This window comes from Sphingobacterium sp. N143 (genome assembly GCF_030325625.1).
In the GTDB taxonomy this organism is placed as follows: Bacteria; Bacteroidota; Bacteroidia; order Sphingobacteriales; family Sphingobacteriaceae; genus Sphingobacterium.
Genome location: NZ_JACAIS010000001.1, coordinates 804,424 through 828,765, shown reverse-complemented (window position 1 = coordinate 828,765; position 24,342 = coordinate 804,424). Strand labels below are relative to the sequence as shown.

The 24,342-nt window shown below is 41.9% G+C and carries 22 protein-coding genes; 15 read left to right on the top strand and 7 right to left on the bottom strand.

All coding sequences use genetic code 11. The features are described from left to right. Positions 1-11: 11 nt before the first annotated feature. From HX021_RS03600 to HX021_RS03550, 11 genes are all read left to right on the top strand, one after another. Positions 12-992 (top strand): heme-binding domain-containing protein, encoded by a 981-nt coding sequence (locus tag HX021_RS03600; protein WP_286588422.1) that lies wholly within the window; start codon positions 12-14, stop codon positions 990-992. Next, complete coding sequence (locus HX021_RS03595) at positions 989-1,429, top strand: hypothetical protein (RefSeq protein ID WP_286588420.1); 441 nt, start codon at positions 989-991, stop codon at positions 1,427-1,429. The genes HX021_RS03600 and HX021_RS03595 overlap by 4 nt, the downstream gene beginning before the upstream one ends. A 44-nt stretch (positions 1,430-1,473) precedes the next feature. Then, positions 1,474-2,517: an alpha/beta fold hydrolase gene (locus tag HX021_RS03590; protein ID WP_286588419.1), complete on the top strand. Its 1,044-nt coding sequence runs from the start codon at positions 1,474-1,476 to the stop codon at positions 2,515-2,517. A gap of 176 nt (positions 2,518-2,693) precedes the next feature. Beyond that, a complete protein-coding gene (locus HX021_RS03585; RefSeq protein WP_286588418.1) occupies positions 2,694-3,710 on the top strand; it encodes a sensor histidine kinase in 1,017 nt (338 codons plus the stop codon). Further along, complete coding sequence (locus HX021_RS03580) at positions 3,691-4,455, top strand: LytR/AlgR family response regulator transcription factor (RefSeq protein ID WP_286588417.1); 765 nt, start codon at positions 3,691-3,693, stop codon at positions 4,453-4,455. The genes HX021_RS03585 and HX021_RS03580 overlap by 20 nt, the downstream gene beginning before the upstream one ends. A 145-nt stretch (positions 4,456-4,600) precedes the next feature. Further along, positions 4,601-5,014: an organic hydroperoxide resistance protein gene (locus HX021_RS03575; RefSeq protein WP_286588415.1), complete on the top strand. Its 414-nt coding sequence runs from the start codon at positions 4,601-4,603 to the stop codon at positions 5,012-5,014. Between the two features lie 320 nt (positions 5,015-5,334). Beyond that, a complete protein-coding gene (locus HX021_RS03570) occupies positions 5,335-5,928 on the top strand; it encodes an RNA polymerase sigma factor (RefSeq protein ID WP_286588413.1) in 594 nt (197 codons plus the stop codon). Positions 5,929-6,014: 86 nt separating this feature from the next. Further along, positions 6,015-7,223 carry a FecR family protein gene (locus tag HX021_RS03565; RefSeq protein WP_286588411.1) on the top strand — a complete coding sequence of 403 codons (1,209 nt, stop codon included), beginning with the start codon at positions 6,015-6,017 and terminating at the stop codon, positions 7,221-7,223. 166 nt (positions 7,224-7,389) lie between these two features. Then, complete coding sequence (locus tag HX021_RS03560; RefSeq protein ID WP_286588409.1) at positions 7,390-10,737, top strand: SusC/RagA family TonB-linked outer membrane protein; 3,348 nt, start codon at positions 7,390-7,392, stop codon at positions 10,735-10,737. 15 nt (positions 10,738-10,752) lie between these two features. Continuing rightward, the gene (locus HX021_RS03555; RefSeq protein WP_286588407.1) at positions 10,753-12,192 is read left to right on the top strand and encodes a SusD/RagB family nutrient-binding outer membrane lipoprotein; all 1,440 of its coding nucleotides are present in this window, start codon (positions 10,753-10,755) and stop codon (positions 12,190-12,192) included. A gap of 6 nt (positions 12,193-12,198) precedes the next feature. Further along, positions 12,199-14,664 (top strand): phosphocholine-specific phospholipase C, encoded by a 2,466-nt coding sequence (locus HX021_RS03550; protein ID WP_286588405.1) that lies wholly within the window; start codon positions 12,199-12,201, stop codon positions 14,662-14,664. A 233-nt stretch (positions 14,665-14,897) separates the two neighbouring features. Here the strand turns inward: HX021_RS03550 and HX021_RS03545 are convergent, their stop codons facing one another. Continuing rightward, positions 14,898-15,845 (bottom strand): NADP-dependent oxidoreductase, encoded by a 948-nt coding sequence (locus HX021_RS03545; RefSeq protein ID WP_286588404.1) that lies wholly within the window; start codon positions 15,843-15,845, stop codon positions 14,898-14,900. An 87-nt stretch (positions 15,846-15,932) separates the two neighbouring features. On the opposite strand from HX021_RS03545, the gene HX021_RS03540 reads away from it, so the two are divergent. Together HX021_RS03540 and HX021_RS03535 are read left to right on the top strand one after the other, a co-directional pair. Beyond that, complete coding sequence (locus HX021_RS03540; RefSeq protein ID WP_286588401.1) at positions 15,933-16,805, top strand: AraC family transcriptional regulator; 873 nt, start codon at positions 15,933-15,935, stop codon at positions 16,803-16,805. 458 nt (positions 16,806-17,263) lie between these two features. Continuing rightward, positions 17,264-17,824 (top strand): DUF4382 domain-containing protein, encoded by a 561-nt coding sequence (locus HX021_RS03535; protein ID WP_286588399.1) that lies wholly within the window; start codon positions 17,264-17,266, stop codon positions 17,822-17,824. A gap of 15 nt (positions 17,825-17,839) precedes the next feature. Here the strand turns inward: HX021_RS03535 and HX021_RS03530 are convergent, their stop codons facing one another. The 3 genes from HX021_RS03530 to HX021_RS03520 all read right to left on the bottom strand — a co-directional run bounded on the left by HX021_RS03530 (position 17,840) and on the right by HX021_RS03520 (position 19,857). Continuing rightward, positions 17,840-18,685, bottom strand: a complete 846-nt coding sequence (locus tag HX021_RS03530) for a helix-turn-helix domain-containing protein (protein WP_286588397.1) — start codon at positions 18,683-18,685, stop codon at positions 17,840-17,842. A 228-nt stretch (positions 18,686-18,913) separates the two neighbouring features. After that, positions 18,914-19,411, bottom strand: coding sequence for a hypothetical protein (locus tag HX021_RS03525; RefSeq protein WP_286588396.1), 498 nt, complete (start codon positions 19,409-19,411; stop codon positions 18,914-18,916). A gap of 173 nt (positions 19,412-19,584) precedes the next feature. Next, entirely contained in the window at positions 19,585-19,857 is a 273-nt protein-coding gene (locus tag HX021_RS03520; RefSeq protein WP_286588395.1) for a hypothetical protein, read from the bottom strand. A 345-nt stretch (positions 19,858-20,202) separates the two neighbouring features. On the opposite strand from HX021_RS03520, the gene HX021_RS03515 reads away from it, so the two are divergent. Continuing rightward, positions 20,203-21,723 carry a TlpA family protein disulfide reductase gene (locus HX021_RS03515; RefSeq protein WP_286588394.1) on the top strand — a complete coding sequence of 507 codons (1,521 nt, stop codon included), beginning with the start codon at positions 20,203-20,205 and terminating at the stop codon, positions 21,721-21,723. 66 nt (positions 21,724-21,789) lie between these two features. Then, positions 21,790-22,155 (top strand): hypothetical protein, encoded by a 366-nt coding sequence (locus HX021_RS03510; RefSeq protein ID WP_286588392.1) that lies wholly within the window; start codon positions 21,790-21,792, stop codon positions 22,153-22,155. A 33-nt stretch (positions 22,156-22,188) separates the two neighbouring features. Here HX021_RS03510 and HX021_RS03505 read toward each other — a convergent pair whose 3' ends face one another. From HX021_RS03505 to HX021_RS03495, 3 genes are read right to left on the bottom strand one after another with little or no spacing between them, the layout of a single operon-like run. Further along, entirely contained in the window at positions 22,189-22,992 is an 804-nt protein-coding gene (locus tag HX021_RS03505) for a helix-turn-helix domain-containing protein (protein WP_286588391.1), read from the bottom strand. Between the two features lie 18 nt (positions 22,993-23,010). After that, positions 23,011-23,493 (bottom strand): GlcG/HbpS family heme-binding protein, encoded by a 483-nt coding sequence (locus HX021_RS03500; protein ID WP_286588390.1) that lies wholly within the window; start codon positions 23,491-23,493, stop codon positions 23,011-23,013. Continuing rightward, a complete protein-coding gene (locus tag HX021_RS03495; protein WP_286588388.1) occupies positions 23,475-24,266 on the bottom strand; it encodes an SDR family oxidoreductase in 792 nt (263 codons plus the stop codon). Before HX021_RS03495 ends, HX021_RS03500 begins: the two co-directional genes overlap by 19 nt. Positions 24,267-24,342 lie beyond the last annotated feature (76 nt).

Here is a 24,342-nt window from a genome sequence, read left to right as displayed (position 1 = left end):
GCGCAAACATCATGAAATACGTAAAACAAATCCGACTGATACCCACTACACTGCTCTGCATTGTGACGGGCTTTATCGTCCTACAATTTTTCAATGGAACAGTCGAACAGAAACCGGTGACCGGACACATGCGGAATGTCCCCAGACAGGTCGAGCTGATCCTGGAACGTTCCTGTTTCAACTGCCACTCCAACGAACAGCAGCTGTCCTTCGTTGACAAAATCGCCCCGGTATCGTGGATCGTAAACAAAGATATAAAACGGGCACGTGAAGTGATGAATTTTTCCGAGTGGGATAAGCTTTCCGATGCGGAACAAAAAGGTAAGTTTTACGCCATTTACAACATGATAAACGTAGGTAAGATGCCCCTGCCCTCCTATGCGCTCACGCATCCAGGCTCGAAACTTTCTCCAGTTGATGTGGCGACCATAAAACAGTATGCCCTGTCCCTATCTGCAAAAGATAGTTTTATACCAGCACATCATGGCCCAGAGCAGGTAAAGGAGACATCACCTACCAATACACCAGTGTCACCGAACGGAATTCGGTACAATGCTGATTTTAAGAACTGGAAGGTGATCGGGATGAGCACACTCATCGACAATACGGTCCGTGTGATTTACGGAAATGACATCGCTGTCCGTGCCATTGAAGAGGAAAGCTTCCATCCCTGGCCTGATGGCAGCGCAGTCGCTAAGGCGGTCTTCAAACAGACCCGGAAACCAAATGGGGATATTGTACCCGGTGATTTTGTGAACATGCAATACATGGTTAAAGATGGAAAAACCTATACAGATACCGAAGGCTGGGGATTTGCGAAATTCAATGGTCAGGAGTTAAAACCGACCGGAAAAACCGCACTCTTTGCCCAGCAGTCCTGCATCAGCTGCCATAGACAGCTGGCAGAACCGACAGGTTACCTGTTCAATGTTCCGCCAAAAGTGAACTCCAAAAAACTGATCGAACACTATCTAAAAACTGTCACAAAATGAAAAATATCCTATCCATGCTACTGCTGAGCAGCTTAATATTCGCTGCATGCAGCAAGGGGGCGCAACTTGAAGATAACGGAAAAATACGGTTCATGTTTGAACCAGGCAAACTGCAGTTCATCTCATCTTCTTTTAACCCTGACCGGCAGACCATGTCGGCGCTATATGGGAACCGGGAAGGGCTGTCTCTTTTGGAAGAACCGACAAACAATCAGGGGCAGGTCTCCTTAAAACTCGTTACCTATAAAATGCAGGAAGATCCACAATATTTTGGGAGCAAGGTCAACGGTGAGCTCCTCCGGGTGGAGGCAGTAAAATCCGGAAAGGACGGTAAACTGCAATATACCACCGAATATGGTGAAATACCTCCCCATGACTCCATAACGCAGCGTATCGCGGACATATTGGACACTGATCCACTAAAATTTCCGCAATAATCGATACGGCTGAAATAATTTACCTCACTAAATAATCAGATACAATGAACACAATAACAAATTTTGGCAAAAAGGCGATGTTTGCCCTGTCTTTGACATTACTTTCGGTAACTGGTCCATCATCACTTCAGGCCCAGCAGCTTTCCCAGCATAAACAGCCGGAGGTGGACAGTCCAATACATTCTGTATTTCAGCATACAAAGAAAATCAGGGCCGGGCTGCTTGATGTGGGCTATGCCGAGGTTGGACCAAAGACAGGAAAACCCGTTATACTGCTCCACGGATGGCCGTACGATATCCTTAGTTTTGAAAAATCTTCCGAATTGCTCGCAGCAAAAGGATATCGGGTACTGGTCCCGTATCTCAGGGGCTATGGAACAACGACCTTTGTTTCTCCAAAGACAGTCCGGAATGGACAGCAGTCTGCTGTGGCACTCGATATCATTGCTTTCATGGATGCACTTAAACTAGATAAAGCTATTGTTGGTGGTTTTGACTGGGGCGCGAGGACTGCGGATATTATGGCTGCCCTCTGGCCAGAACGTGTTTCGGCATTGGTGGCCGTCAGCGGATACCTGATCGGAAGCCCCAAAGCAAATGAAAACCCGCTTCCACCCAATGCTGAACTCTTGTGGTGGTACCAGTACTACTTCGCGACAGAAAGGGGCTATAATGGTTATAAGGCAAATACGGAGGCTTTTAACAAACTGATCTGGAAAACAGCCTCCCCTAAATGGTCCTTTGATGCGGAAACCTATCAGCGATCAGCCCAATCGTTTGAAAACCCCGACCATGTTGCTATCGTGATCCACAATTACCGCTGGCGCCTGGGGCTGGCTCCCGGAGAGAAACGGTATGATGAGCTGGAAGCCAGACTCGCCAAATCACCGGATATCACTGTACCGACGGTGACCCTGGAAGGTGATGCCAACGGGGCAGCGTTTCCACCACCGCAAAATTATGCCTCCAAATATAAAGGACCGTACAACCACCATACCCTGACCGGTGGGATCGGGCACAACCTGCCACAGGAGGCTCCCAAAGAATTTGCGGATGCCATTATTGAGGCTGATCTGCTATCCAGATAAACTGTTGATACGCTCCAGTTGATTCGTCAAGTCGTATCGATTTGAAGAGAGCTAGAAAGTTCACTTGTCGATGTATAAATAATAACATTTTTTACTAATTTGCTGGCTCTTCAGATACCTCGAAATGCCAGCAAATTTTGTTGGCAGTATAAACTTAATACTGTACCAGATATAATATGAAGACGACATTTTACATTTCCCATAAGCTGATCTGGATCAGTTCAGTATCATTGGGCATATTGACATCGATCCCCAAAATTGTGGACCATAATTTTATTCTTGCTGAGGGGATTGCAGACTTTGCCGTAACCACGGGATTTGCCCTGCTGATCTGGTATTACAATATCTATTCGATACCGGCCTATACAAAGAAAACAGGCCGCAAAAATGTGATATCGCCCCAGCTTTTCAGGGGTTTGGGGGTTGGTTTGGTGCTGATGTTCGTCCTTTCCTCGTTACAGTATTACATCCTTTCACATCTCAATTTTGGGCCTAAAATGCTGATGTATGAAGTAAGGGGCATACTGATCAACTTGACTTTCTATATGTTTATCCATCTACTGTACCAGACCTACCTCAACCAGCAGGTCGTGCGGGAACTGGAACGCTCGATGTCTGCAAACCTCGCTGCTCAATATGAACTTTTAAAACAGCAGGTAAATCCACATTTTCTGTTCAACAGTCTCAATACATTAAAATATATGGTGGAAAGCAATGACAGTCAGTCGACGGAATTCATCATCAAGCTTGCAGACTTTTACCGGTTCACCCTGGGCAGCCTCAAACTGAATCTTGTGCCACTGAGCGAGGAACTACAAATCATGGAATCCTATATCTATCTGTTGAAGGCGCGTTTTGAGGAGGGGCTGGTTGTTTCCCTGAATCTCGTACCTGACACGTATGGAACTTTCATTCCACCCTTTACGCTACAACTATTGGTCGAGAACTGCATTAAGCATAATATCGTTTCACTCGAGAAACCCCTGCATATATCCATCGGGCAGGAAGAGGATTATCTTATTGTCCGCAATAACGTTCAGCCCCGGAAAATACCTGAACCGTCTACCGGACTGGGGCTTGAAAATATCAACCAGCGTTATCTTCATCTATCTGAAAAGGAGATCAGAATCATAAAGGACGCAGAAACATTTACGATAAAACTTCCCATCATATATGAACATACTAATAATTGAGGACGAGATCAAAGCCGCCCGTTCCCTTGAAAACCTAATATTGAAACTACGCCCAGGGGCCTATATCATGGCAAAGATCCAGAGCGTAGAAGGGGCCATTGACTACCTTTCGAACAGTGCCTCACCGGATCTTATCTTTATGGATATACAGCTTTCCGATGGGATCAGTTTTGATATCTTCAAGTCGGTAAAGATCGTCTGCCCGGTTATCTTCTGTACAGCATTCGGTGAATACGCTATGGAGGCCATAAAAGAGAATGGAATTGATTATCTGCTGAAACCCTTTTCAGAAACCGACCTGAAAAATGCGTTTGAGAAAGTGGACAATTTCAAGAATTTTTTTCAGAAAACTGCTGAAAATAACCTGGTTGAACTGATCCAGAAGATCAGTGGTGAAGAGCATAAAAAGAAGAGCTTTCTCGTGTTCAAAAACAATAAGTACATGACCGTGAAAACCGAGGAGATCGCTTTTATCTATATCAACTATACCTCTCCGACCATGGTGACTTTTAAAGGTGAGCATTTTGACGTCAGCCAGTCCCTGGACCAGCTCGCTGCCCAATTACCGGGCAAGGACTTCTTTAGGCTGAACAGACAATATCTCATCAGCTTTTCGGCAGTAAAGGAGGTGGAACATTATTTTGCCAGAAAGCTCTATGTTAAACTAACGGTACCGACAGAAGATAAACTGCTTATCGGAAAGGAAAAGACCGCCCAGTTCCTGAGCTGGCTGGAAGATCGGTAAAATATCATCTTGTCCATTTCAAAATATCGGTTATCCGCTTGGCACTTTAATATGTCCATTTAAGCTACTTTGAGCTGTTACCAGCCAAAATTTTATGTTCTCTTTGTATCATACAAAAAATAGTTAACAGTAAAATAATAAAAAAATGGAGCTCGAAAAAATACTTTACACAGCAAAAACCCACACGATCGGGGGCAGAGAAGGTAGCGCCAAAAGCAGCGACGAAAAATTGGATATTTTGTTGACTCCTCCCGGACTGAGCGGAAAAGGAACTAATCCTGAACAGCTGTTTGCGGCAGGATGGTCGGCATGTTATATCGGCGCACTCGGACTAGCAGCGAAAAAACTGGGAACTGTACTCCCAAAAGAAACGTATGTTGATGCAGAAGTAGACCTTGGAATGACCGGTGAGGCATATTTTCTACAGGCGAGACTTTTTGTAAGTATACCGGGAATTGACAGAGAAACGGCACAGCAACTTGTCGAGCTTGCCCACCAGACCTGCCCATATTCAAAAGCGACAAACGGAAATATCCATATTTCAACAACCATTATCTAAATCATTACCGCCACGAGTGGAAAATGATCTAACCTCTTATCTGGACTATCTAAAATCCGATAAGAGGTTTTTTCCCCTAAATTGTCCTATTCCTCAGATCTGTCAAAAACGATGGCACTCCAGTTACCCTGAAAAATAGCTCATTCTGTGCATTGATCTTAAACGACCGTTTATAATTCAACCATAATTTGTTAATATTGTACTATACTTTACATGCATTGATTTTTTAGGCCCAATGTGTATCATTTCGATGAATGTATAAATTAAACTGATTATAGTTAGTTAACAACCAATTAATATACGATCAATATTTTTACCGAATGGAGAATAAGGCAAAAGACCTGAGTTATACTTCATGGATCATTCGCTTAAATAAAGGTGAAATGGAGGCTTTTGAATGGCTGTACAATACGTACAAACATCAACTGGCTGGCAATCTGCTGAAACTCGTAAAATCGTCCGATATCGCCGAAGACATTCTCCATGATGTTTTTGTCAAAGTTTGGGAAAATAGAGGCAAAATTGATCCCGAGCGTTCCTTCGAAGGTTATCTGTACCGCATAGCTGCCAATATGGTCACGGACTTTTACCGGAAAATCAGTAAGGACAGAAATTATCAACAATATCTCATTGCTATACAGGAAACCGTATACCAACATATAGATGAGCTATTGGAAAATAAATACAGAAGGGAATTGATCGATAATGCCCTGACAGAACTTCCCCCTAAATGTAGAACTGTTTTCCAACTATGCAAAATTGAAGGCCGCAGTTATGAAGAAGTTTCCGATCTCTTGCAAATATCGCCAAATACGATTAGCAACCACTTAAACCGTGCTAATAAAAGGATATTATTATTTTTGCAGAACCCTGTAAACCTTCCCTACCTCCTATTTTTGATGTGGGTGAAATAGTCCCGGCAAAAAAAAAAATAAAAAATATTTGAATTTCTTGTAGTGACTTTTCCTGAGCAACACGTAATAGATATAAAACGAGTCTCTTGGAAAAGAAAAATTTGAATAAACTATTTGAGGATTTTATGACCAATCGTTGTTCGGCAGAAGATATCGAGCAACTGATACGACATTTTGGTTCTCCAATATCAATGGATGAGCTTCGTGATCTCATTGAACAACAGCTTGCGCTGGGCCGATCCGAAAGTTCTCCCCAAGCTGTTGAATCGATCGTTTGTGCTACGGACAAAAAACTGGCGTTGACAATGTCTTTGCTTCGGGAAAGTGAAAAAAAACGGCGCCGGGTACACAGGCTATGGCAATTTTCTGCCGCTGCGGCCGCGGTAATAATCCTCTGTCTCTTCACAGTCTTTTGGCACAATAAACCGAACATATCTACAAATACGATAACTCATACCAGTAAAAAAGAGAACCAAGAAATTCTTCCGGGGAAAAACCAGGCTTGTCTTACCCTTTATAACGGTAAAAAATTGAACTTTGATCAACAACAGCCCATCAATGAAAAAAACAATAATTTTGATTATGAAAAGGGGCGCTTAGTATATAATGGCAGTTCGGCTGAAGAAACTATCCAATGGAACATCCTCGAAGTTCCAAAAGCTGGAACGTTTGAAATACAGCTTCCTGATGGATCTACCGTATGGGTAAATGCCAATTCGAAACTTTATTTTCCGAATCGCTTTCCAGCAGACGAACGTTTTGTCAAGGTGGAAGGTGAAGCTTTCTTTAAAGTTCAAAAAGACAAGAAACGCCCATTTAAAGTGCAATCCGGTGATCTGAATATTGCGGTATTGGGTACCTCCTTCAATGTGCGTGCTTATCAACCCAAGCATTTTGCAACAACATTGGTAGAAGGATCGGTTCAATTGACCTATGGTGATCAACGAATCATGATGAGCCCAGGTGAAAAAGTATATATAGACGCCAAGGATAAACTGAAAATCCAAACAGTTGATATCGAAAGCGCCACTGCCTGGAAAGAAGGTTATTTTTATTTTAAAGATGAACCATTAGTGAAAATATTGCAAGATATCAGCTATTGGTATGATCTGAAAGTCAGCATAACGGGTGATTTGCCTCGTGGTCGATATAGTGGTAGTATGGACCGCAACAGTAAATTAACTGGTGTACTGAATATGCTCTCGAATGTTGCTAACCTGGATTTCAGCCTGGATGGCAATCATCTTACCGTTAAACAAAAAACAAATAAAATGCTGCCTATGGTGAAAAGTTAATACAAAAAATACGGAGATGGTGGTAACATCTCCGCAATCTGTTCAAAAAGCTGTTCAAAAAATTATTAAACAACCTCAATTCAAAATTATGGAATATTTCTGTGATCGTAAAGAAACGGTACGACTATGTCGTTTTTTTTCGGGCCATTATCTAATCATTAGAAGAATGAAACTGACAGTCATCTTCATTTTACTGTTTTCCGTTGGACTAAATGCCAAAACCAGCGGGCAACAGATCAACCTATCAGTCAAACAGATGCGCCTAGAAACTGTACTAAAGAAAATAGCGCAGCAGACTGATTATAAATTTTTCTATTCAAGTGACCTGATCAATCAGGCAGAAGCAGTCAATCTTACTGTAGAACAGGCTTCACTGGAGGAAACCTTGCAAAAGATTCTTACGCCTAGAGGGTTAGGCTACCAAAAGATGTCGCGCACAATCACCATCACCGCTACCAAAGAACTCCAACAGATTGAAGTTTCGGGGACGGTAAGAGATGACAAGGGCCCTCTCGCGGGGGTTAATGTCTATACAAAAGCGGACAGTAAAATAGGCACACGGACCGATTCGGAAGGAAAATTTTCATTAAGGGTCGCTGGTAATTCAACACTTATTTTTAGTTTTCTAGGCTACGAAAAAAAAGAAATTGTAGCGAAAGATAAAGTACTTCAGGTAACCTTAAGTCCAGTCAGCAATGCCATGGCCGAGGTGGTTGTCACCGCCCTAGGGATCAGTAAGGAGAAACGCAAAGTAGCTTACGCGGCCCAGGATGTTAAAGGAGAGTCATTGACTGCCGCCCGTGAACCCAATGTTGCCTCCAGTCTCGTCGGCAAAGTTGCGGGCCTTCAGGTCAAAACCAAATCTACTTTATTTGAGAACCCTGAAATTACATTGAGAGGCGGTGCTGCCACCATCGTCATCGATGGGGTCCCTGCTCCTGATGGCTTTGATATGTGGAGCTTGAATGCTGATGACATCGAAAATATCACGGTATTAAAGGGGACAGCCTCATCGGCATTGTATGGTTCAGTGGCACAAAATGGTGCTATTATGATCACCACTAAAAAAGGAAAAGGCGGGAAAGCTGGAATTGAACTCACCTATAATTCCAGCACGGAATTTCAGGCCGGATTCCTACGTATCCCAAAAACACAGCAGGATTATGGCATGGGATTTAATGGTGAATATGCCTTTGTCGATGGAAAAGGCGGTGGTATAAACGATGCCTATGGTTATGTTTGGGGTCCGAAATTAAACCAGCCTGATCCGGCCACAGCGAGCGGTTTTGTTGAAATACCACAATACAATAGTCCGCTGGATCCTGAAACAAATAAATTGAAACCACTTCCATGGATCAGTAGGGGAAAAAATAATCTGAACAATTTTCTCACGAATGGTTTAATCACAACCCATAATTTGAGTGTAGCGGGTTCAACGGACAAGTCTGATTATCGCATCTCACTGTCCCACTTGTATCAGAAAGGACAAGTGCCCAACACCAAGCTAAATTCCACTACGTTAAATCTGGCGGGAAAGCTTAAATTAAACAGTAAACTTGAAGCCGAAGCAACGTTGTCCTATAATAGGCAGTACTCCCCCAATTACCCAAATAGTGATTACTCTCCTGACAATTATCTGTATAATATTGTGTTGTGGATGGGACCTGATGTCGACATCCGTGATATGCGCAATTACTGGAAACCCGGCCGAGAGGACTTGGAACAGCTGACCTACAATTACAGCTGGTATAATAACCCTTGGTTTTTAGCGTATGAAAAAGAAAGAGCGTATACCAACGATGTCATTGTTTCGCAGGGAAATATCAAATATAAGTTTAACAATGACCTAAAGTTACTCGTTCGAGGTGGCATTACCACAAACTTTGCCAACAGTGAAAGCCGTATCCCTTATAGTTATATCAACTACGGCACTGATGCAGCACCTTATGGTAATTATGCTGTCAACCGCAATAACCGGATGCGTTTTGTAAGTGATGCTTTGCTGACCTATGACAAAAAACTAAGCCAGGATTTTACCGTTACCGCCAGTGTCGGAGCGAGTACCAGGCTGGACCAGTATAGCAAACTTGAGTCAAAGACAACCGGTGGGCTCTCTGTACCGGCATGGTACAACCTGGATAACTCCAGAGATCCTGTCCGTTCTACGAATGAACGGATCGAGAAACAGGTATATGGTCTCTATGGTTACGTTGACTTGGATTACCGTAACATGGCAACGTTAAGCCTGACCGGGAGAAATGACTGGACATCAGCACTTCAATCTCCTTATAATTCGTATTTCTATCCTTCAGCGTCCCTGAGCCTGATCGTATCCGAAATGTTCCATTTGCCCAAAGTCGTCTCTTACTTTAAACTACGTGGTGCTGTAACAAATGCCACGACTGATATTAATGCCTACAGTGCGCTGCTAAGCTATGAAATCGGTAGCAGGTGGAACGGAAACCCATCTTTGTACCTTCCTAATGCGTTACGTCCTCCGGGATTAAAACCCAACAAAACCATCTCTCAGGAATATGGTGCCGAACTACGTTTATTCCGCAATCGGATCGGTTTTGATTTCACCTATTTCAACTATGACCGGACGAACAATGTTGTCGAAGTGCCATTGTCGGAAGCTTCCGGATTTGCCAAACTGCAAGTAAACGGTGACCGTTACCGCCGAAGGGGCATCGAAATTGTTGTATCTGGAACACCGGTACAGACGGAGCATTTTAAATGGAGTACTACATTAAATTACTCCCGGCTGCGCAATACTGTACTTGAATACTACGGCGGTGAAGAAATTCGTGGTGGCGTGAAAGTGGGGGAACGAATGGATATTTATCGGGGCTGGGCATGGCAAAAGTCTCCTGACGGACAGATCGTACATGAGAATGGAATTCCGCAATATATTAACCAGGAAGTCAATCTTGGCTATATGCTGCCGAACTGGGAATTTGGGTTCCTGAATAGCTTTCAATATAAAAATTTCGGGGTTTCCTTTGCTTTCGACGGCCGTATTGGCGGAAAAACCTATAATGGTATTGAAGCAAAAATGTATGAGGGAGGTATGCATCCCAATACCGCAAACAGTTACCGGGACGATGCTTACCGTGGGGAAAAGACCTATCTTGCCGGCGGTGTAACACAAACCGGAGGGGCTGTTTCATATGATGCCCAAGGTAATATAACCAGCGATAGCCGCACATTCGCTCCAAATGAAAGCAAGGTAAACTATGTGGATTGGGTCTTTGCTACTTATACAAACGGAATTGATGAGTCTGTTCTTTACGACCGAACATTTGTCAAACTGCGCGAGTTGACGCTTAGCTATCAAATCCCCAGCAATCTGCTGACCAAGACACCATTTAAAACAGCAAGTTTCTCGTTGGTAGGACGCAATTTATTACTATGGTCTAAGGTTCCTTATATGGATCCTGACGGATACAGTGACTTACAACTTGCAGAACCAACGGTACGTAATATCGGTTTCAATGTCAATCTCAAATTCTAAATGCAAGAACTTATCATGAAAAAAACAGCTATTCTATTGATTATTTGCATATTCACTTTGGTGACTGGCTGCAAAAAATTTGATTATTATCAAGACAATCCCAATAAACCAACCAAGGCTACACCAGCTTTGTTAATGACCTATATCTGTCAGCATATCTTTAACAACAATCCCATCAGTGCGGCTTATGCATCGAGACATCTCACTTATTATGAACGTCCAAATGAATCTATCAATTACAATTGGAACCGCGGTTCATTTGACAACTATAATGGATTACGCCAAGTGCTCAAATTGGAACCTCTTGTTATGGACAACAAAAACTATCAGGGCCTTGTGCATCTATTCCGCGTAATCTATTTTGCACAAATGACAGAAACATTCGGTGATATCCCCTATACAGATGCTCTTCGTGCTGAACAGGATGGCCGGACGCCAAGCTATGACAAACAAGAAGATATCTATGAAGGATTACTGCAGGAATTGGAAAAGGCAAACTCCTTACTAGATGCTGCAAATGGAATTATAGATGGAGATATTATCTATGATGGTGATGCCAACAAATGGAAAAAATTGGTCAATGCTTACCGCCTCCGCTTGCTGATCCATCTATCAAAAAAAGAAGGCCAAACGAAGATAGCCATCAAGCAACAATTTCAAACCATCATCAGCGATCCTGCAAAATATCCTTTAATGACGGGTCTCGGTGATAATGCACAATTGGTCTTCAACACCTCTGATCCTTCAAACTACTATCCTACCGCTGGGCACTTAAGCGTTTCGACCTTAGTATCATTGGAGCAGTCTTTTGTAGAGATGCTGCAGAAAAGAGAAGATCCGCGTCTATTCTCCTTTGGCGATCCTATAGCTGGTAAAACTGCGGGTGTCTTTGCAAACTATAAAGGTGTTGATGCTGGCCTTTCACCTGCCGATCAGCAGTCCACTGCGGCACAATCGTCATTAATTGCCAGAAGATATGTTGATCTTCGTAATCCGGTAAATGAACCGATGATCTTTTTAAGTTATGCGGAACAGGAATTCCTGATCGCAGAGGCTATCCAACGGGGCTGGATTAATGGAGATAGCAATGCCCATTATCAAAATGGAATAACGGCTTCAATGGCTTTCTATAAAATCACGGGAACCGCCGTTACAGATTACCTCAATAGTGATCTTGTCAAATTGACCACCGGTGATCCGCTGACAAAAATATGGACGCAGAAATACATTGCTTTCTATATGAATTCGGGCTGGGAACCTTTCTTTGAACAACGGCGCACAGGAACTCCAACCCTACGTGTTGGTCCCGGAACATTAAATGGTGGTAAAGTACCCAAACGTTGGCAGTATCCATTAGCGGAATCTCAATACAATGAGACTAATTTGGATGTAGCTTTAAAGAGACAGTTTCCTGAGGGGGACAATGTGAATGCCAGTATGTGGCTAATCAAATAAAAAAACATGGACACAAGAAGAGATTTTCTAAAAAAAGCAGCAATGCTTGCTGGAGGAGCGTCGCTTTCTCAGGTTATCCCATCTGCCATTGCAAAAGCAATGGCAATCAATCCTGCTTTGGGCAGTACTTTTTATGATGCCGAGCATGTGGTCCTGCTAATGCAGGAAAACAGGTCATTTGACCATGCATTCGGTACGCTGCGGGGTGTGCGGGGCTTCAACGATCCGAGAGCAATCTGCCAGCCCAACGGGCTCAAGGTATGGCTACAGACGCAAAAAACAGGGGAAACATATGCTCCTTTCCGATTGGATATCAAAGATTCAAAAATAACATGGATGGGATGCCTTCCCCACAATTGGACGGATCAGACGGATGCGCGGAATAATGGAAAAATGGATAAATGGCTAGATGTCAAACACTCCGGCTTTAAAGAGTTTGCAGACCTTCCCCTAACGATGGGACATTATACACGGGAAGATATTCCATTTTACTATTCTCTAGCAGATTCTTTTACGATCTGTGATCAACATTTCTGCTCCAGTATTACGGGTACCAACCCCAATAGGCTCTATTTTTGGACAGGAAATATCCGGGAAAACCTGAACGGTAAAGCCCTGGTCTGGAATGGCGATTCAGAATTCAGCGGTAAAGCAACCTGGAAAACCTTTCCAGAACGACTTTCAGAACTCGGTGTGGACTGGAAAATATACCAAAACGAGATTTCCTCGAGCAGTGCCGGCTACAGTGGTGAGGCCAATAGCTGGCTGGCGAATTTTGGCTGCAACCCCATGGAGTATTTCCCACAATATGAGGTCAAATACAGTCCACGCTATAGAACGCTGCTCGCACAAAAGAAAGAACAGCTCGAACAGAAATTGGCCAATGCAGCTGATCAGGATACGCTGGAAAAGCTGCATAAGGAACTTGCCCATGTGCTTGAAGAACTGCAGCAATATACGGCGGAGAATTTTGAAAAGCTTGATGAACGAACCAAAGATATTCATCGTCGTGCTTTTGTCAATAACAGTGCCCAGCCTGATTATATGGAACTCGAAACGATGCACTACCAAGCGGGTGATCAGCAGCGGGAACTGCAGATTCCAAAAGGCGATGTGTTATATCAGTTCAGAAAAGATGTTGCCGAAGGGAAACTACCTACCGTATCCTGGCTGGCCCCGCCCCAGCTTTTTTCAGATCATCCGGACTCCCCCTGGTTTGGAGCCTGGTATGTGAGTGAAATCATGGATATCCTCACCCAAAATCCAGAAGTCTGGAAAAAAACAATCTTTATACTTACCTACGATGAGAATGACGGATATTTTGATCACTTTGCCCCTTTCACCGCCCCCAATCCTTATGAAACGGAGCGTGGTAAGGTATCGGCAGGTATTGATGCAAAATTAGAGTTTGTGCGCCGTGACGAACAGTATTACCCAGAAAGCGGACGAGAAAGCTGTATTGGTTTAGGATATCGTGTCCCTTTAATTATTGCATCGCCTTGGACAAGGGGCGGCTGGGTCAACTCCCAGGTGTTTGACCATACGTCAAGCTTGCAATTTTTAGAAAAATTCATCCATCATAAATTCAACAAAGAGCCCAGGGAAACCAATGTGAGCAGCTGGAGGCGGACGGTCTGTGGCGACCTCACCTCTGCTTTTAGACCATACCATGGGGAGGTCATCAAAAAACCACTGGCATTGGATCGTCAGCCTTTTATCAAAGAGATCCATCAGGCCAAATTTAAAGACCTCCCGATGGGGTTCAAAGCATTAACGTCTGAAGAGATCGAACAGATCGAAAAGGACCCCGGCCGTTCGCCCTATTTTCCAAAACAAGAAAAAGGGCTGCGTGACTCCTGCATTCTTCCTTATGAGCTTTATGTACATGGCGAATACCTATCGGGAGGAACGTATCAATTGACCTTTGAAGCGGCCAATCAGACGTTTGGCGCGCGTTCAGCAGGTTCACCATTTACCGTATACCATGGCAGGCCTTATAAGGGTGAAGCCGGAACTTCCCGTAATTACGCGGTATCTCCGGGGGATCGCATCACGGACAGCTGGTCTATCCGGGAATTTGACAAGGGACTGTTTCAGCTTGAGGTGTATGGTCCGAATGGCTTCTACCGTATGTTTAAAGGTGACACACAACGCCCCAACATCAATATTCGCTGCACTTATGAGAAAAGTAAGGACGGCGCATCTTTTACTGGCCGCCTGGCCTTCACCTGCACAAATCACGATAGCAAGAGCCACAGTCTTTTGCTGGAAGATATCAGCTATGGTAAGGATAGAAAGGAAATCCAACTCAAAGCTGGTGCGTCAACGACAATGCATTTTGATCTTTCTGAACAAAGCTTCTGGTATGATTTCCGTATCAGCTGTAAAGATGTCAACACATTTGAAGAACAATATGCGGGACGTATTGAAGCCGGAAAAAGTGGAAAGAGTGACCCGCTGTTAAGCCGGTAGAAAGCCTAAGCTAAGCCTTATGCCAATAAAATGTCCCCAAAAGCTTTTCTTTAAACTTTTGGGGACATGATTACAGCACCATCCACCGTAAATACCTGGGTGATAGAAGCCGTCATGCTAAATAAATATAGAAATGCGACGTCTTTTAGAACTCCGCATTTCTATAAAAATTATACACGTTATGAAACAGTGCATATATCTTATATACTTTATGTTGACTTATGCATCTTTGCTTATAATTTAACGACAACTTTACCAACGGTACGACCTGTTTCAAGCTGCTGATGTGCCTTCCCCAATTCATCAAATTCGAAAATATGGGAAATGTACGGTTTCAGCCCCCCTTTTTCCAATAGCGATGCGATGGTACGCATATCGTCCCCATTGGAATACACCGACATAAAATAACAGGCATGAAGCTGCTTTTCCTGGGCTTTCCATACATCGGCCTCGGTATACCCCGAAGGTAAGGTCACTATTGTTCCGAAGGGCTTCAGTACCTGCACTGATTTTTGAAAATTAACGCCGCCGATGGCTTCAAGAACAAAATCAACCGGCTGCAGCACCTTCTCAAAGGCGGTACTTCTGTAGTCAATATATTCGTCTGCCCCCAATCCCAAAACAAAATCTTTATTCGCTGCTGATGCTGTGGCGATGACATGTGCTCCGATATACTTGGCGATCTGAACGGCAAAATGGCCCACACCTCCAGATGCTGCATGGATAAGAACGCGGTCCGTTGGCCTCAACTTACCGTAGCTATCGAAAGCTTGCCAGGCAGTCAAAGCCGCCAGGGTGCTTGCAGCCGCTTCGGTATGGGTTATATGCTGAGGTTTCAGTGCAAGCTGGTCTGCGCTTGCCGCGACATACTCTGCATAGCCTCTACCATGGCCAGGGAAATTGACCATTCCAAATACCTCGTCTCCGATAGCGAACTGAGTGACCACCGCCCCTTTTTCAATAATCTCTCCTGAAATATCCCAACCGAGGATCAGGGGCTGATATCTGGCCAGATCTTCGGCCAGTGGTGCCTGTCGGTTACGCACTTTTACATCAACCGGATTGATGCTTAACGCTTTCACCTGAATCAATACCTCGTTGGCTTTTATTTCAGGCTTTTCAATTTCTTCATAGGATAGCTGTTCGATTCCGCCGAATGTTTTCAGGACAATTGCTTTCATTTCTTTTTATTTGATTGATACAAAAATAGACCTATAAAATCTGCTAAAACAGGTACATTTCAAGTCTATTTGGGTATCTTTGTGCTTATGGCCGGAGAGAATTTCTACAAATCATTGGAGGTGTATTATGAAAAAGTGGACTGCTGTCCTTTAAAGGACCGACAGTTCAATTTTTTTGAATTTGTCTATGTTATATCGGGCAAGGGATACCACGGCATCAATGGTAACCGTGTGGCTTTCACCCCTGGGGATCTTTTTCTGATCACACCCAAGGATTATCATACATTTGATCTCGAAGATGTTTGCGAATTTATGATTGTACGATTTGCGCCAGGTTATGTCAAGACGTACTGTTGGCAAAGCATAGACCATGTTGAATGTTTATTATACTATGCGTCCCATCTTTCTGGATCTATTTTGGTGAACAGGGATGATAAACTGGCGATTGCTTCTTTAATTGAGGTTATACGATCTGCCGTTGGTCAGAATAATGTTTATCAGGAAGATCTGTTAAGACACCTTGTCAATGCAATTATCGTTATTGCTGCCAGAAATATTTCGATTATCAAACCGGAAAATCTTTCAGCCAATGTAGATGTGCGTATATTAAATATACTGAATTACATACAGGAGCATATCCGTTGTCCCGACCGTCTGAAAATTGGAACCATCGCCCAACAATTCGGCTTGTCGCCAACTTACCTGGGCAGTTATTTCCGCAAGCAGTGCAATGAATCCATGCAGCATTATATTTCCTGCTATCGCATTCGACAGATTGAACATCGTTTACGCTTCAGCGACAGAAGAGTACATGAGATTGCAGCTGAATTTGGTTTTGCAGATGAAAGTCACATCAACAAGTTTTTCAAAAGACATAAAGGATTAAGTCTTAAAGCCTATCGGATGAGCTTGACTACTTCGTCTGACAAAAAGTACGGTGCTGGATTAAAATATGCTTAGCGAGTAGCTGCACTAAACTAGTTTTGATTTCAAATTATGATTTTCTAATCTAAAAACATCATTAAGGGGTGAATAATAACCATCAAAAATATAATGCTGCATTTTTAAACGATGCACACCTTGCCTCATCTATGCACCGAACAGAAATAGAGGCGAATACTTTGTGTGGATGTTTTTATTGCTTAAGTACATTTTCGCCAGATGAGATTGTGGATTGGATGATAGAGCCTAGCGGGGGTGAGACTGCGCTATGTCCTCAATGTGGCATAGATGCTGTATTGAGTTCAAAATATCCGATAACGGATGTCTTATTTTTACAACAGATGAATCAATACTGGTTTTGATAACCGCATAGTGGGATGAGGTGATCGCCAGCCAAAACCGACTTTTGGGTAATGTATATCTTTGAAAAAAAAGCAAACGATCCACGCTGTTCTTGTGTTCAAATCAAAAAACGAATGATGGCCTTTATTTTTAGTTCAACGAATACACCGTTAATTGCCCGATGCAGGACTGCACTGCTTTACCTGGTGGGAATCGCCCTACTGATACTTTGGGGCAGCTGCCATGAGGATGATAGCCCCATGCCCGAGCAGGCGCAGGTAAAGGTCAAATTAAAAAATAGCGGTGATCAGTATGATGCACTCTATCTCGAGATCCAACAGATATGGACCCGCACGTCTGCAGGTGGTGGAAAAATTGACGCAAATAAAAGATTAAACATCCTGGCTGTACAACGGGATAGCGTCATCGCAAGTGGCCATGTCCCCCATGGTACCATACAGGAGGTTATGCTGGAGGTAGCCCCGACTGGCAATCAAATCGTCAGGGATGGCTCTTCCCATCCTATCGAGATGCCACAAGGGCCATATATTGCGATCAATATCGCCGGTGACAAGCTGCTCCTGCCAAATGATACGCATGCCCTAGTACTCGATATCCAACTGTCAAATTTCATCGAAAGGACAGCTAACGGAAAATATGTGATGAATCCTACCCTCACTGCCGTACTGGATTAACGCTAAGGAAAAGTATTATCCTCCCTTTAACCGGTAATTTGTTGGGGTTTGCTTATACCGTTCATGGAAACTTTTCGTAAAATTAGCCAGGTCGTTGAACCCACAATCAAATGCTATATCGGTAATACGTGCACTGGAAGCAATGAGCAGTTCTGCCGCCCTTTCCAATCTCTTGGATTTGATATAATTGGCTGGCGAGTCATCATACAGTTTTTTAAATTTCCGTTTAAAAGAAGAAATGCTCAGGTTTGTTTTCTGTGCAAGCTCCTCCATCCCGAACTGCTGAAACAGGTTGGCTTCAATAATCTGTTTGAAGGAATAAGCCGCTGGGGAGAAAAGCTGGGAAAGAATAACCTGAATATGGGCTGCATCTTTGGTCTGGGCTAGTAAAAGGATGATTTCCTTCAATTTCAGCACCAAAAGTTCATCGTTGACCAAAGACGGATTGTCAAAGTAAAAAAGCAGACCTTCAATATATTTTTGGATTAAGAAGTTGTTATTGATCGTACTACTGTTTTGGTTGCTTACCTCGCTGCTGGACTTAAAAATCAAAGGGATCTCCCGATCATATACTTTTTTCAGGATGTCGGGATGAAAGGTGACGATAACAATTTCCCCCTCAGCTTCCCGGCTGGTTTCCTGGATCTGTTTATCGGAGCTCAGGCAGTTCAATAACAGCGAACGGTGGGCCTCTATTTTCTGCTGCTGACCTTCAGATTGAAACGTCAGCTGCCCCTTTCGCATATAAAGAAAGCATGCCTGCTCTGCAACAGGAAAAGCAAATTTAAAAGGTGATTTAAAATCCACCTTCTGAATAAGGGTTTTTCCAAAGAGATCAAATTTCTTATAGTCTGTAACCATGTAAAATAGTTATTATAGTAACTCGGATATGACCATCATTGTTGCCAGCGAATACAGCGTATTCAACATGCCCCTGAACTAGCCTCTGTTAAAATGGCATAGTACTTTGCATCATACCTCCATAAAACTAGGATGCCTGATTTTATGGAGGTAAAGTAGTTAAAATTAGCAATCAAATCCACATACATGTTGATTATTCGGATATTTTTCTGGCTATATAGACTTTTTTTAACGTGTCATACCCTGCTTGTTTATCCTTTTTTGCTGCCTGAACTGTACTATTGAACCAATAATAAACAAAATTAGGATGATCAGGATGGTGATGCCGATGATGGGGTCTTCTGGTCCGGATGCAATCGGATTTCCAACAGGCACCCGGCTAAGGGTTTCATTGACCGTGGGAATTAAGGAAAGAAAAAAACTGAAGGATAGCAAAAAGTTCTCGATGAGGCGGTAACTGTTATTGACCTTCTTTCTGGTATATAAAAAATAGGCTACAGCGACCAAAATCACGATCAGTAAGGCCAGAATATGTCCAGGGTTAAGGCCTTTGACACTTGATAGACCTAAAGCTGTCAATGCGGAAATCAATGTGAAGTAGAAATAGATCTTTCCGGTCGTTGTATCCAGATTTATTTTACCGTTTTTAATAAGTGAAAGAATTGCTGCAATAATGGCGATGATGCCAATGACGGTATGAAAAATACCCAAAGTTGATAAACCCATGATTTTATTTTTTAAATGTTCTATTGATCATTCAAAATTGCAGATCAAAAAGCTTTATCTTTTTGCAGATTGGTCCAATTATTTGGCCATATGGTTCAAAAGTCTTTTCCAACCCTATATTAGTGCTAAAATAAAAACGCATAGGAATTTTGATAGAAGCGTCACCACCGTCGTTAATGGACCATATCACTTTCTATAAACACACTGCCGGATAAATACTTTTCAGAAATATTGGCCAGTACATAGTCGATAACGAGAATATTGGGACGACCCGTAGATTTGTGCCCACAATAGAGTGAGCGTATCCAACTATCCACATCGGTTACCGTCATGGCCTTCCAGGTAATATTTTGGGGATCTTGGATATCCACAGGCGAAACCAGCACATTGTAACCCTGCGCCTGTAACACTCTTAATACGGCTCGATTTACTTTGACAAATTTCATTTTAACGGTCTGTACCCAGTTCTCTTTATCTAGGAACAGCGATACTGACCATATCGTTTACACTGAATTGTATTTTCTGACATCTGATTAAATGATTGAACCTGTGACCAAAGAAATGGTTCTAGGTAGTGAGAGAATATTCAATTATTGACGGATTTACGCTAGTTATGCTGCCAAAGTATTTGGAACACTGTCTCCAGTCCCTATACACTTTTGTGTAATATTCCTACAATAATCAAAATAGCTACCCATTTTTACTTATCTTATTGGCTAATTATTACCAAATGAAAAGACAGTAGCGAACTACATCTAGACGAGAATTCTGTCAACATTCAACAGCAAATAATGATGATTAAAATAAACTCTTTTTTCTTATGTGGCCTTTTGTTCTTGTTATCATGTAAACTGGCTATCGGTATGCGCATGGACAGGCCTGCAATCGTCGCTGGTCGTGCTAAGATTGAGGGAAGAATAACCGTTCCCGCTGGTATTAAGAAGGATAGTATTTTTGTCACCGTTACTATTCCACATCCAATTACTGGCGAACACGTTAGCCAGAAAGCCTTCGTAGATCAATCGGGCAATTTCTCTATAGACTTTGATGTGGAAACCGATACTTCTTTTATCGGTTTGTACTCTAGCGTAAACCCATATAAGACACTGATTATAAAATCAATAAATAAAAACACTACAATCATCAATATAGATTACAACACAAATCTTGACATCAAAAATATGGATGTTAAGCCAACGATGAACCAAAGTGATATGAACCAGGGCCTGGAGATATTAGGCAAAATGGTTGCCTACAGGCCAGACAGAGCACCTAAACCGTTATATGATAAAAGTCCTGATGAATTTTTAAATTACGCAAAAAGTATTATGTCTGAGAGATTAGCGCTCTTTTTGAATAAGGACACCTTGCTATCCAAGGAATTTAAAGGAGCTGTATCTAAGGAATTTCGTTTATTTATGTATATTACCCATGTCTTTGATTACGAAAGACAGATGATGCATAATTATCGTAATACAACGGGCCATAAAACGGATACACCTGATATCCAAAAGATCGACGCTTCGTATTTTCGTTTTTTGAAAGATTTCAATCTCAATGACCCACAATATCTGCATACTTTCACATTCTCTGAATTTCAGAATGCGATCCTCCAAAATAAAGTTTTAAAGCTTCCCACAATCGAAGAAAGCGACATCTCTACTTGGTTGGCAGGCGTAAAAGCTGTTCTATCTGATTTAGTTGGATTCGATGAAGGGCCATACTATGATATTTTGGTGGCCAATGCCTTTGCCCGACAGCTTAATGAGGAGTTAAAGCCGCTCTCCGAAAAGCAAAAAGAGAATATAGCGCACTATTGGGGAAATGGGGAGATCCCAAAAATACTGTTTCGGAAAAACCAACAGACAGTTGAACTGGCCAAAGTAAAATCGCCAACTGTTGTAAATGACATCACCTCCGTTCCGGAAGACAAGGTCATGGAGGCCATTGTTTCTAAGTATCAGGACAAGGTGGTATGTATCGACCTTTGGGCAACGTGGTGTGCGCCCTGCCTGGAGGCGATCAACCAATTTAGAAGGACAAAAGGTGAATTTAAGGATAAGGATGTTGTATTTGTATATCTCACAAACGGCTCTTCACCCCAGCAACTATGGGAAGAAAAAATAAAAGGAATAGGTGGCGAACATTATTATCTGACAAAGACTCAATGGAATTTCATGATGGACTATTTTGGATTCGAAGGTATTCCCTCTTATCTATTATACAATAAGGATGGTGTGCTCAAGAATAAGTTTACCGCATTTCCTGGCAATGATGCAGTGAAAGAGATTATCAATAGCCTGTTAAAATAACAACTGTCTCATTCAATCCATATAAAACACATAAAAAATATAATATCTATTTTAAATATGTCGGTTATGTATAAACTAGCTCTATTCATTATTCATACTGTCTTTTGCTTAAATAATAGTTCAGCGCAAGTTCCAATCAATTCTCAAAATGAGGAGGTACATACGACCTTTTCTTACGCGTACATACATGTGGAGGGGAAATTTTGGTCAAATAAATTAAGGGTAGATGTTGACTTAGGAGATTCGGACAAACAGATCGATGAAGGTAAAAAGTTGTCTCAGATCTTGACCAACAAAAAATCTTATGCCGCTGTACTGAACTATATGTCAAAACTTGGCTATGAATTGGTCAATACCATCGATCTAACGGATAACCGTGATGGTTCGGGCGGAACGTCGGGTATTGTATACATTATGAAGAAAGCGGAATAATTTATGTGGTTGTTGTACAACTCCAAAATGCTGTTATATATCAGTTGTAGTTAATCCAAACTTTTGTTTGAAAGCATAATAAAAATGAGCTAGGTTTTCGAAACCTAAATCCAAATAAAAATCGGCTGGTTTTTGTTTTTTGTGCTTGATTAAATAATGCGCTTCGTCTAAACGTTTTGCCAGCAACCATTTTTTTGGTGTCGTATCAAATATTTTTGTAAAATCTCTTTTAAAGCCTGAAAGACTTCTTCCAGTTAGTTTTGCGAAAGATCCTACGGATACATTGAACATATAATTTTGATTCATAAATTCTTCCAAATCCATTTTGTAAGGCTCAGAAAAATCGAATAGAATTTGTTTAAAATCAGGGTTACATTGTAGTAATAACTCTATTGCTTCCCTGATTTTTAAATCTGCCAATCGTGGCGTTGCTTCTTTCTTCTTGTTGATGTATGGAGCTAATGAGATGAAATAATTTTGAAGAAAATCATCAGCTTCAAAAAACAATCTCTTTTTGCCCACATATTTTTTGTCAGCTACAATTTTGTTTTCCAAAGCATATTGTTGCAAGGTTTCCTTGTCCAACGTGATCGATAAAAATTGGTATTTCCCTGATTTGGCGGGATATTTAATTGTTCTTATTAATTGGTTTCTCTGTACCAATACGATAGTATTTTCGGGGATCACTGTATTTCCATCTGCGTGAAAAGCATGTGTTTCTCCCGATAATTGAAACCCTAGAAAAAGCTCGGGAATGAATTCTTCATTTCCCCTGTGCTTTTCAAAAACACAGGAATAGACCAACTTATCAAAAATAATTTCACGTTTTGCTTCCATACTACAAATATCTTAAATTTAATTGGGCCCAACAGTTCCTGCATTCGCAATTTCTTTATCCTGTTCTGGCGAACCACCCGAAGAAGCAATGGCTCCGATAATATTGCCCTTTCTGTTTTTAATTACGACACCACCTGCAATGGTCAATAATCCGTCATTTGAATTTAACATTCCATGTCCATTAATGCCTGCTCCAGAAACGATTGTTCCCATGGTATCGCTATCTAGACCAAACATTACGGCAGTCTTTGCTTTTTTAATGGCAAATTCTATCACGCCAAAAACACTATCTAATCTTGCAAATGCAAGCAGGTGTCCACCAGAATCTACCACGGCAATACTTACAGGAATATTTAATGCTTTTGCCTTTTCTATGGACGCATCTAATGCTTTCTTTGCTTCGTTATAGGTTAAGTTCATTTTTTTATGTTTGATTAATGAAATGAAAACTGTTTGTTGAACTGCACTTTCATAAATTTTATTTAGCTTTTTGCTGTCCAAGCTTCTACTTGCAATTGTTTTACAAAATCTTCAGTCTCTTTGGGATATACATTTCTAAAGTTTGAATTTTCATCCAAGGCCACATCAACTATGCAAGCTGCCATAGATTGTGGGTCTAGCTGATTAGCCAAAGCTTCAGCAGTACCATCGAACGCAGATAAAGGAGTGAAATTGGTTTCAGGATTGTACCAACGAGAAATTGTATCAGCACCACGGTCGTTAAAGCCAGTTCCAAAAATGCCGGGGTTACAAGTTGCAATCTTGATATTGAATGGTGTTAATTCTGTTCTCAGACCTTCCGCGATTGAACCCATTGCGTGTTTGGAAGCACAATAGGCGGCCACATAAGGAACGGTCCATAATTCACCCATGGAAGTTGTGAACACAATTTTTCCTGGCCTTTTTTCATCTATGAATTTTTTGATAAAACCTTGCGCCAATTGCAATCCCCCAAAAACATTAACATCAAACATTGAACGGATTAAATCGATAGGTTGTTCGGCAATTGGACCACCTTCCATAATTCCAGCGTTGCTGATTAAAATATCAATGTCGTATTTTCGAGTAATGTAGGCGATATCCGTAAGGTTTGTTACATCCAATTTATCCACAGTCAATTCTATTCCTTGGTCTTTGGCATCTCTTATCAAATCGCTCATTTGCGGATAAATTTGTGCCGTAGCAATGACTTTGTGTCCTTTTTTTGCTAAATCAAAAGCGGCAATTTTTCCAAATCCACTTGCAGCCCCTGTGATTAAAATTCTTTTGCTCATATTTTCTATATTTAAAGTTATATAAGCAAATATGAACTAATTAACCATCAAATTAATTCGTGAGAGGTTCAAAATC

Excerpts from the sequence above, each read along its gene's own strand:
- HX021_RS03600 (WP_286588422.1), top strand. The coding sequence starts at position 12 with ATGAAATACGTAAAACAAATCCGACTGATACCCACTACACTGCTCTGC.
- HX021_RS03595 (WP_286588420.1), top strand. The coding sequence starts at position 989 with ATGAAAAATATCCTATCCATGCTACTGCTGAGCAGCTTAATATTCGCT.
- HX021_RS03590 (WP_286588419.1), top strand. The coding sequence starts at position 1,474 with ATGAACACAATAACAAATTTTGGCAAAAAGGCGATGTTTGCCCTGTCT.
- HX021_RS03585 (WP_286588418.1), top strand. The coding sequence starts at position 2,694 with ATGAAGACGACATTTTACATTTCCCATAAGCTGATCTGGATCAGTTCA.
- HX021_RS03580 (WP_286588417.1), top strand. The coding sequence starts at position 3,691 with ATGAACATACTAATAATTGAGGACGAGATCAAAGCCGCCCGTTCCCTT.
- HX021_RS03575 (WP_286588415.1), top strand. The coding sequence starts at position 4,601 with ATGGAGCTCGAAAAAATACTTTACACAGCAAAAACCCACACGATCGGG.
- HX021_RS03570 (WP_286588413.1), top strand. The coding sequence starts at position 5,335 with ATGGAGAATAAGGCAAAAGACCTGAGTTATACTTCATGGATCATTCGC.
- HX021_RS03560 (WP_286588409.1), top strand. The coding sequence starts at position 7,390 with ATGAAACTGACAGTCATCTTCATTTTACTGTTTTCCGTTGGACTAAAT.
- HX021_RS03555 (WP_286588407.1), top strand. The coding sequence starts at position 10,753 with ATGAAAAAAACAGCTATTCTATTGATTATTTGCATATTCACTTTGGTG.
- HX021_RS03550 (WP_286588405.1), top strand. The coding sequence starts at position 12,199 with ATGGACACAAGAAGAGATTTTCTAAAAAAAGCAGCAATGCTTGCTGGA.
- HX021_RS03545 (WP_286588404.1), bottom strand. The coding sequence starts at position 15,845 with ATGAAAGCAATTGTCCTGAAAACATTCGGCGGAATCGAACAGCTATCC.
- HX021_RS03540 (WP_286588401.1), top strand. The coding sequence starts at position 15,933 with ATGGCCGGAGAGAATTTCTACAAATCATTGGAGGTGTATTATGAAAAA.
- HX021_RS03535 (WP_286588399.1), top strand. The coding sequence starts at position 17,264 with ATGATGGCCTTTATTTTTAGTTCAACGAATACACCGTTAATTGCCCGA.
- HX021_RS03530 (WP_286588397.1), bottom strand. The coding sequence starts at position 18,685 with ATGGTTACAGACTATAAGAAATTTGATCTCTTTGGAAAAACCCTTATT.
- HX021_RS03525 (WP_286588396.1), bottom strand. The coding sequence starts at position 19,411 with ATGGGTTTATCAACTTTGGGTATTTTTCATACCGTCATTGGCATCATC.
- HX021_RS03520 (WP_286588395.1), bottom strand. The coding sequence starts at position 19,857 with ATGAAATTTGTCAAAGTAAATCGAGCCGTATTAAGAGTGTTACAGGCG.
- HX021_RS03515 (WP_286588394.1), top strand. The coding sequence starts at position 20,203 with ATGATGATTAAAATAAACTCTTTTTTCTTATGTGGCCTTTTGTTCTTG.
- HX021_RS03510 (WP_286588392.1), top strand. The coding sequence starts at position 21,790 with ATGTATAAACTAGCTCTATTCATTATTCATACTGTCTTTTGCTTAAAT.
- HX021_RS03505 (WP_286588391.1), bottom strand. The coding sequence starts at position 22,992 with ATGGAAGCAAAACGTGAAATTATTTTTGATAAGTTGGTCTATTCCTGT.
- HX021_RS03495 (WP_286588388.1), bottom strand. The coding sequence starts at position 24,266 with ATGAGCAAAAGAATTTTAATCACAGGGGCTGCAAGTGGATTTGGAAAA.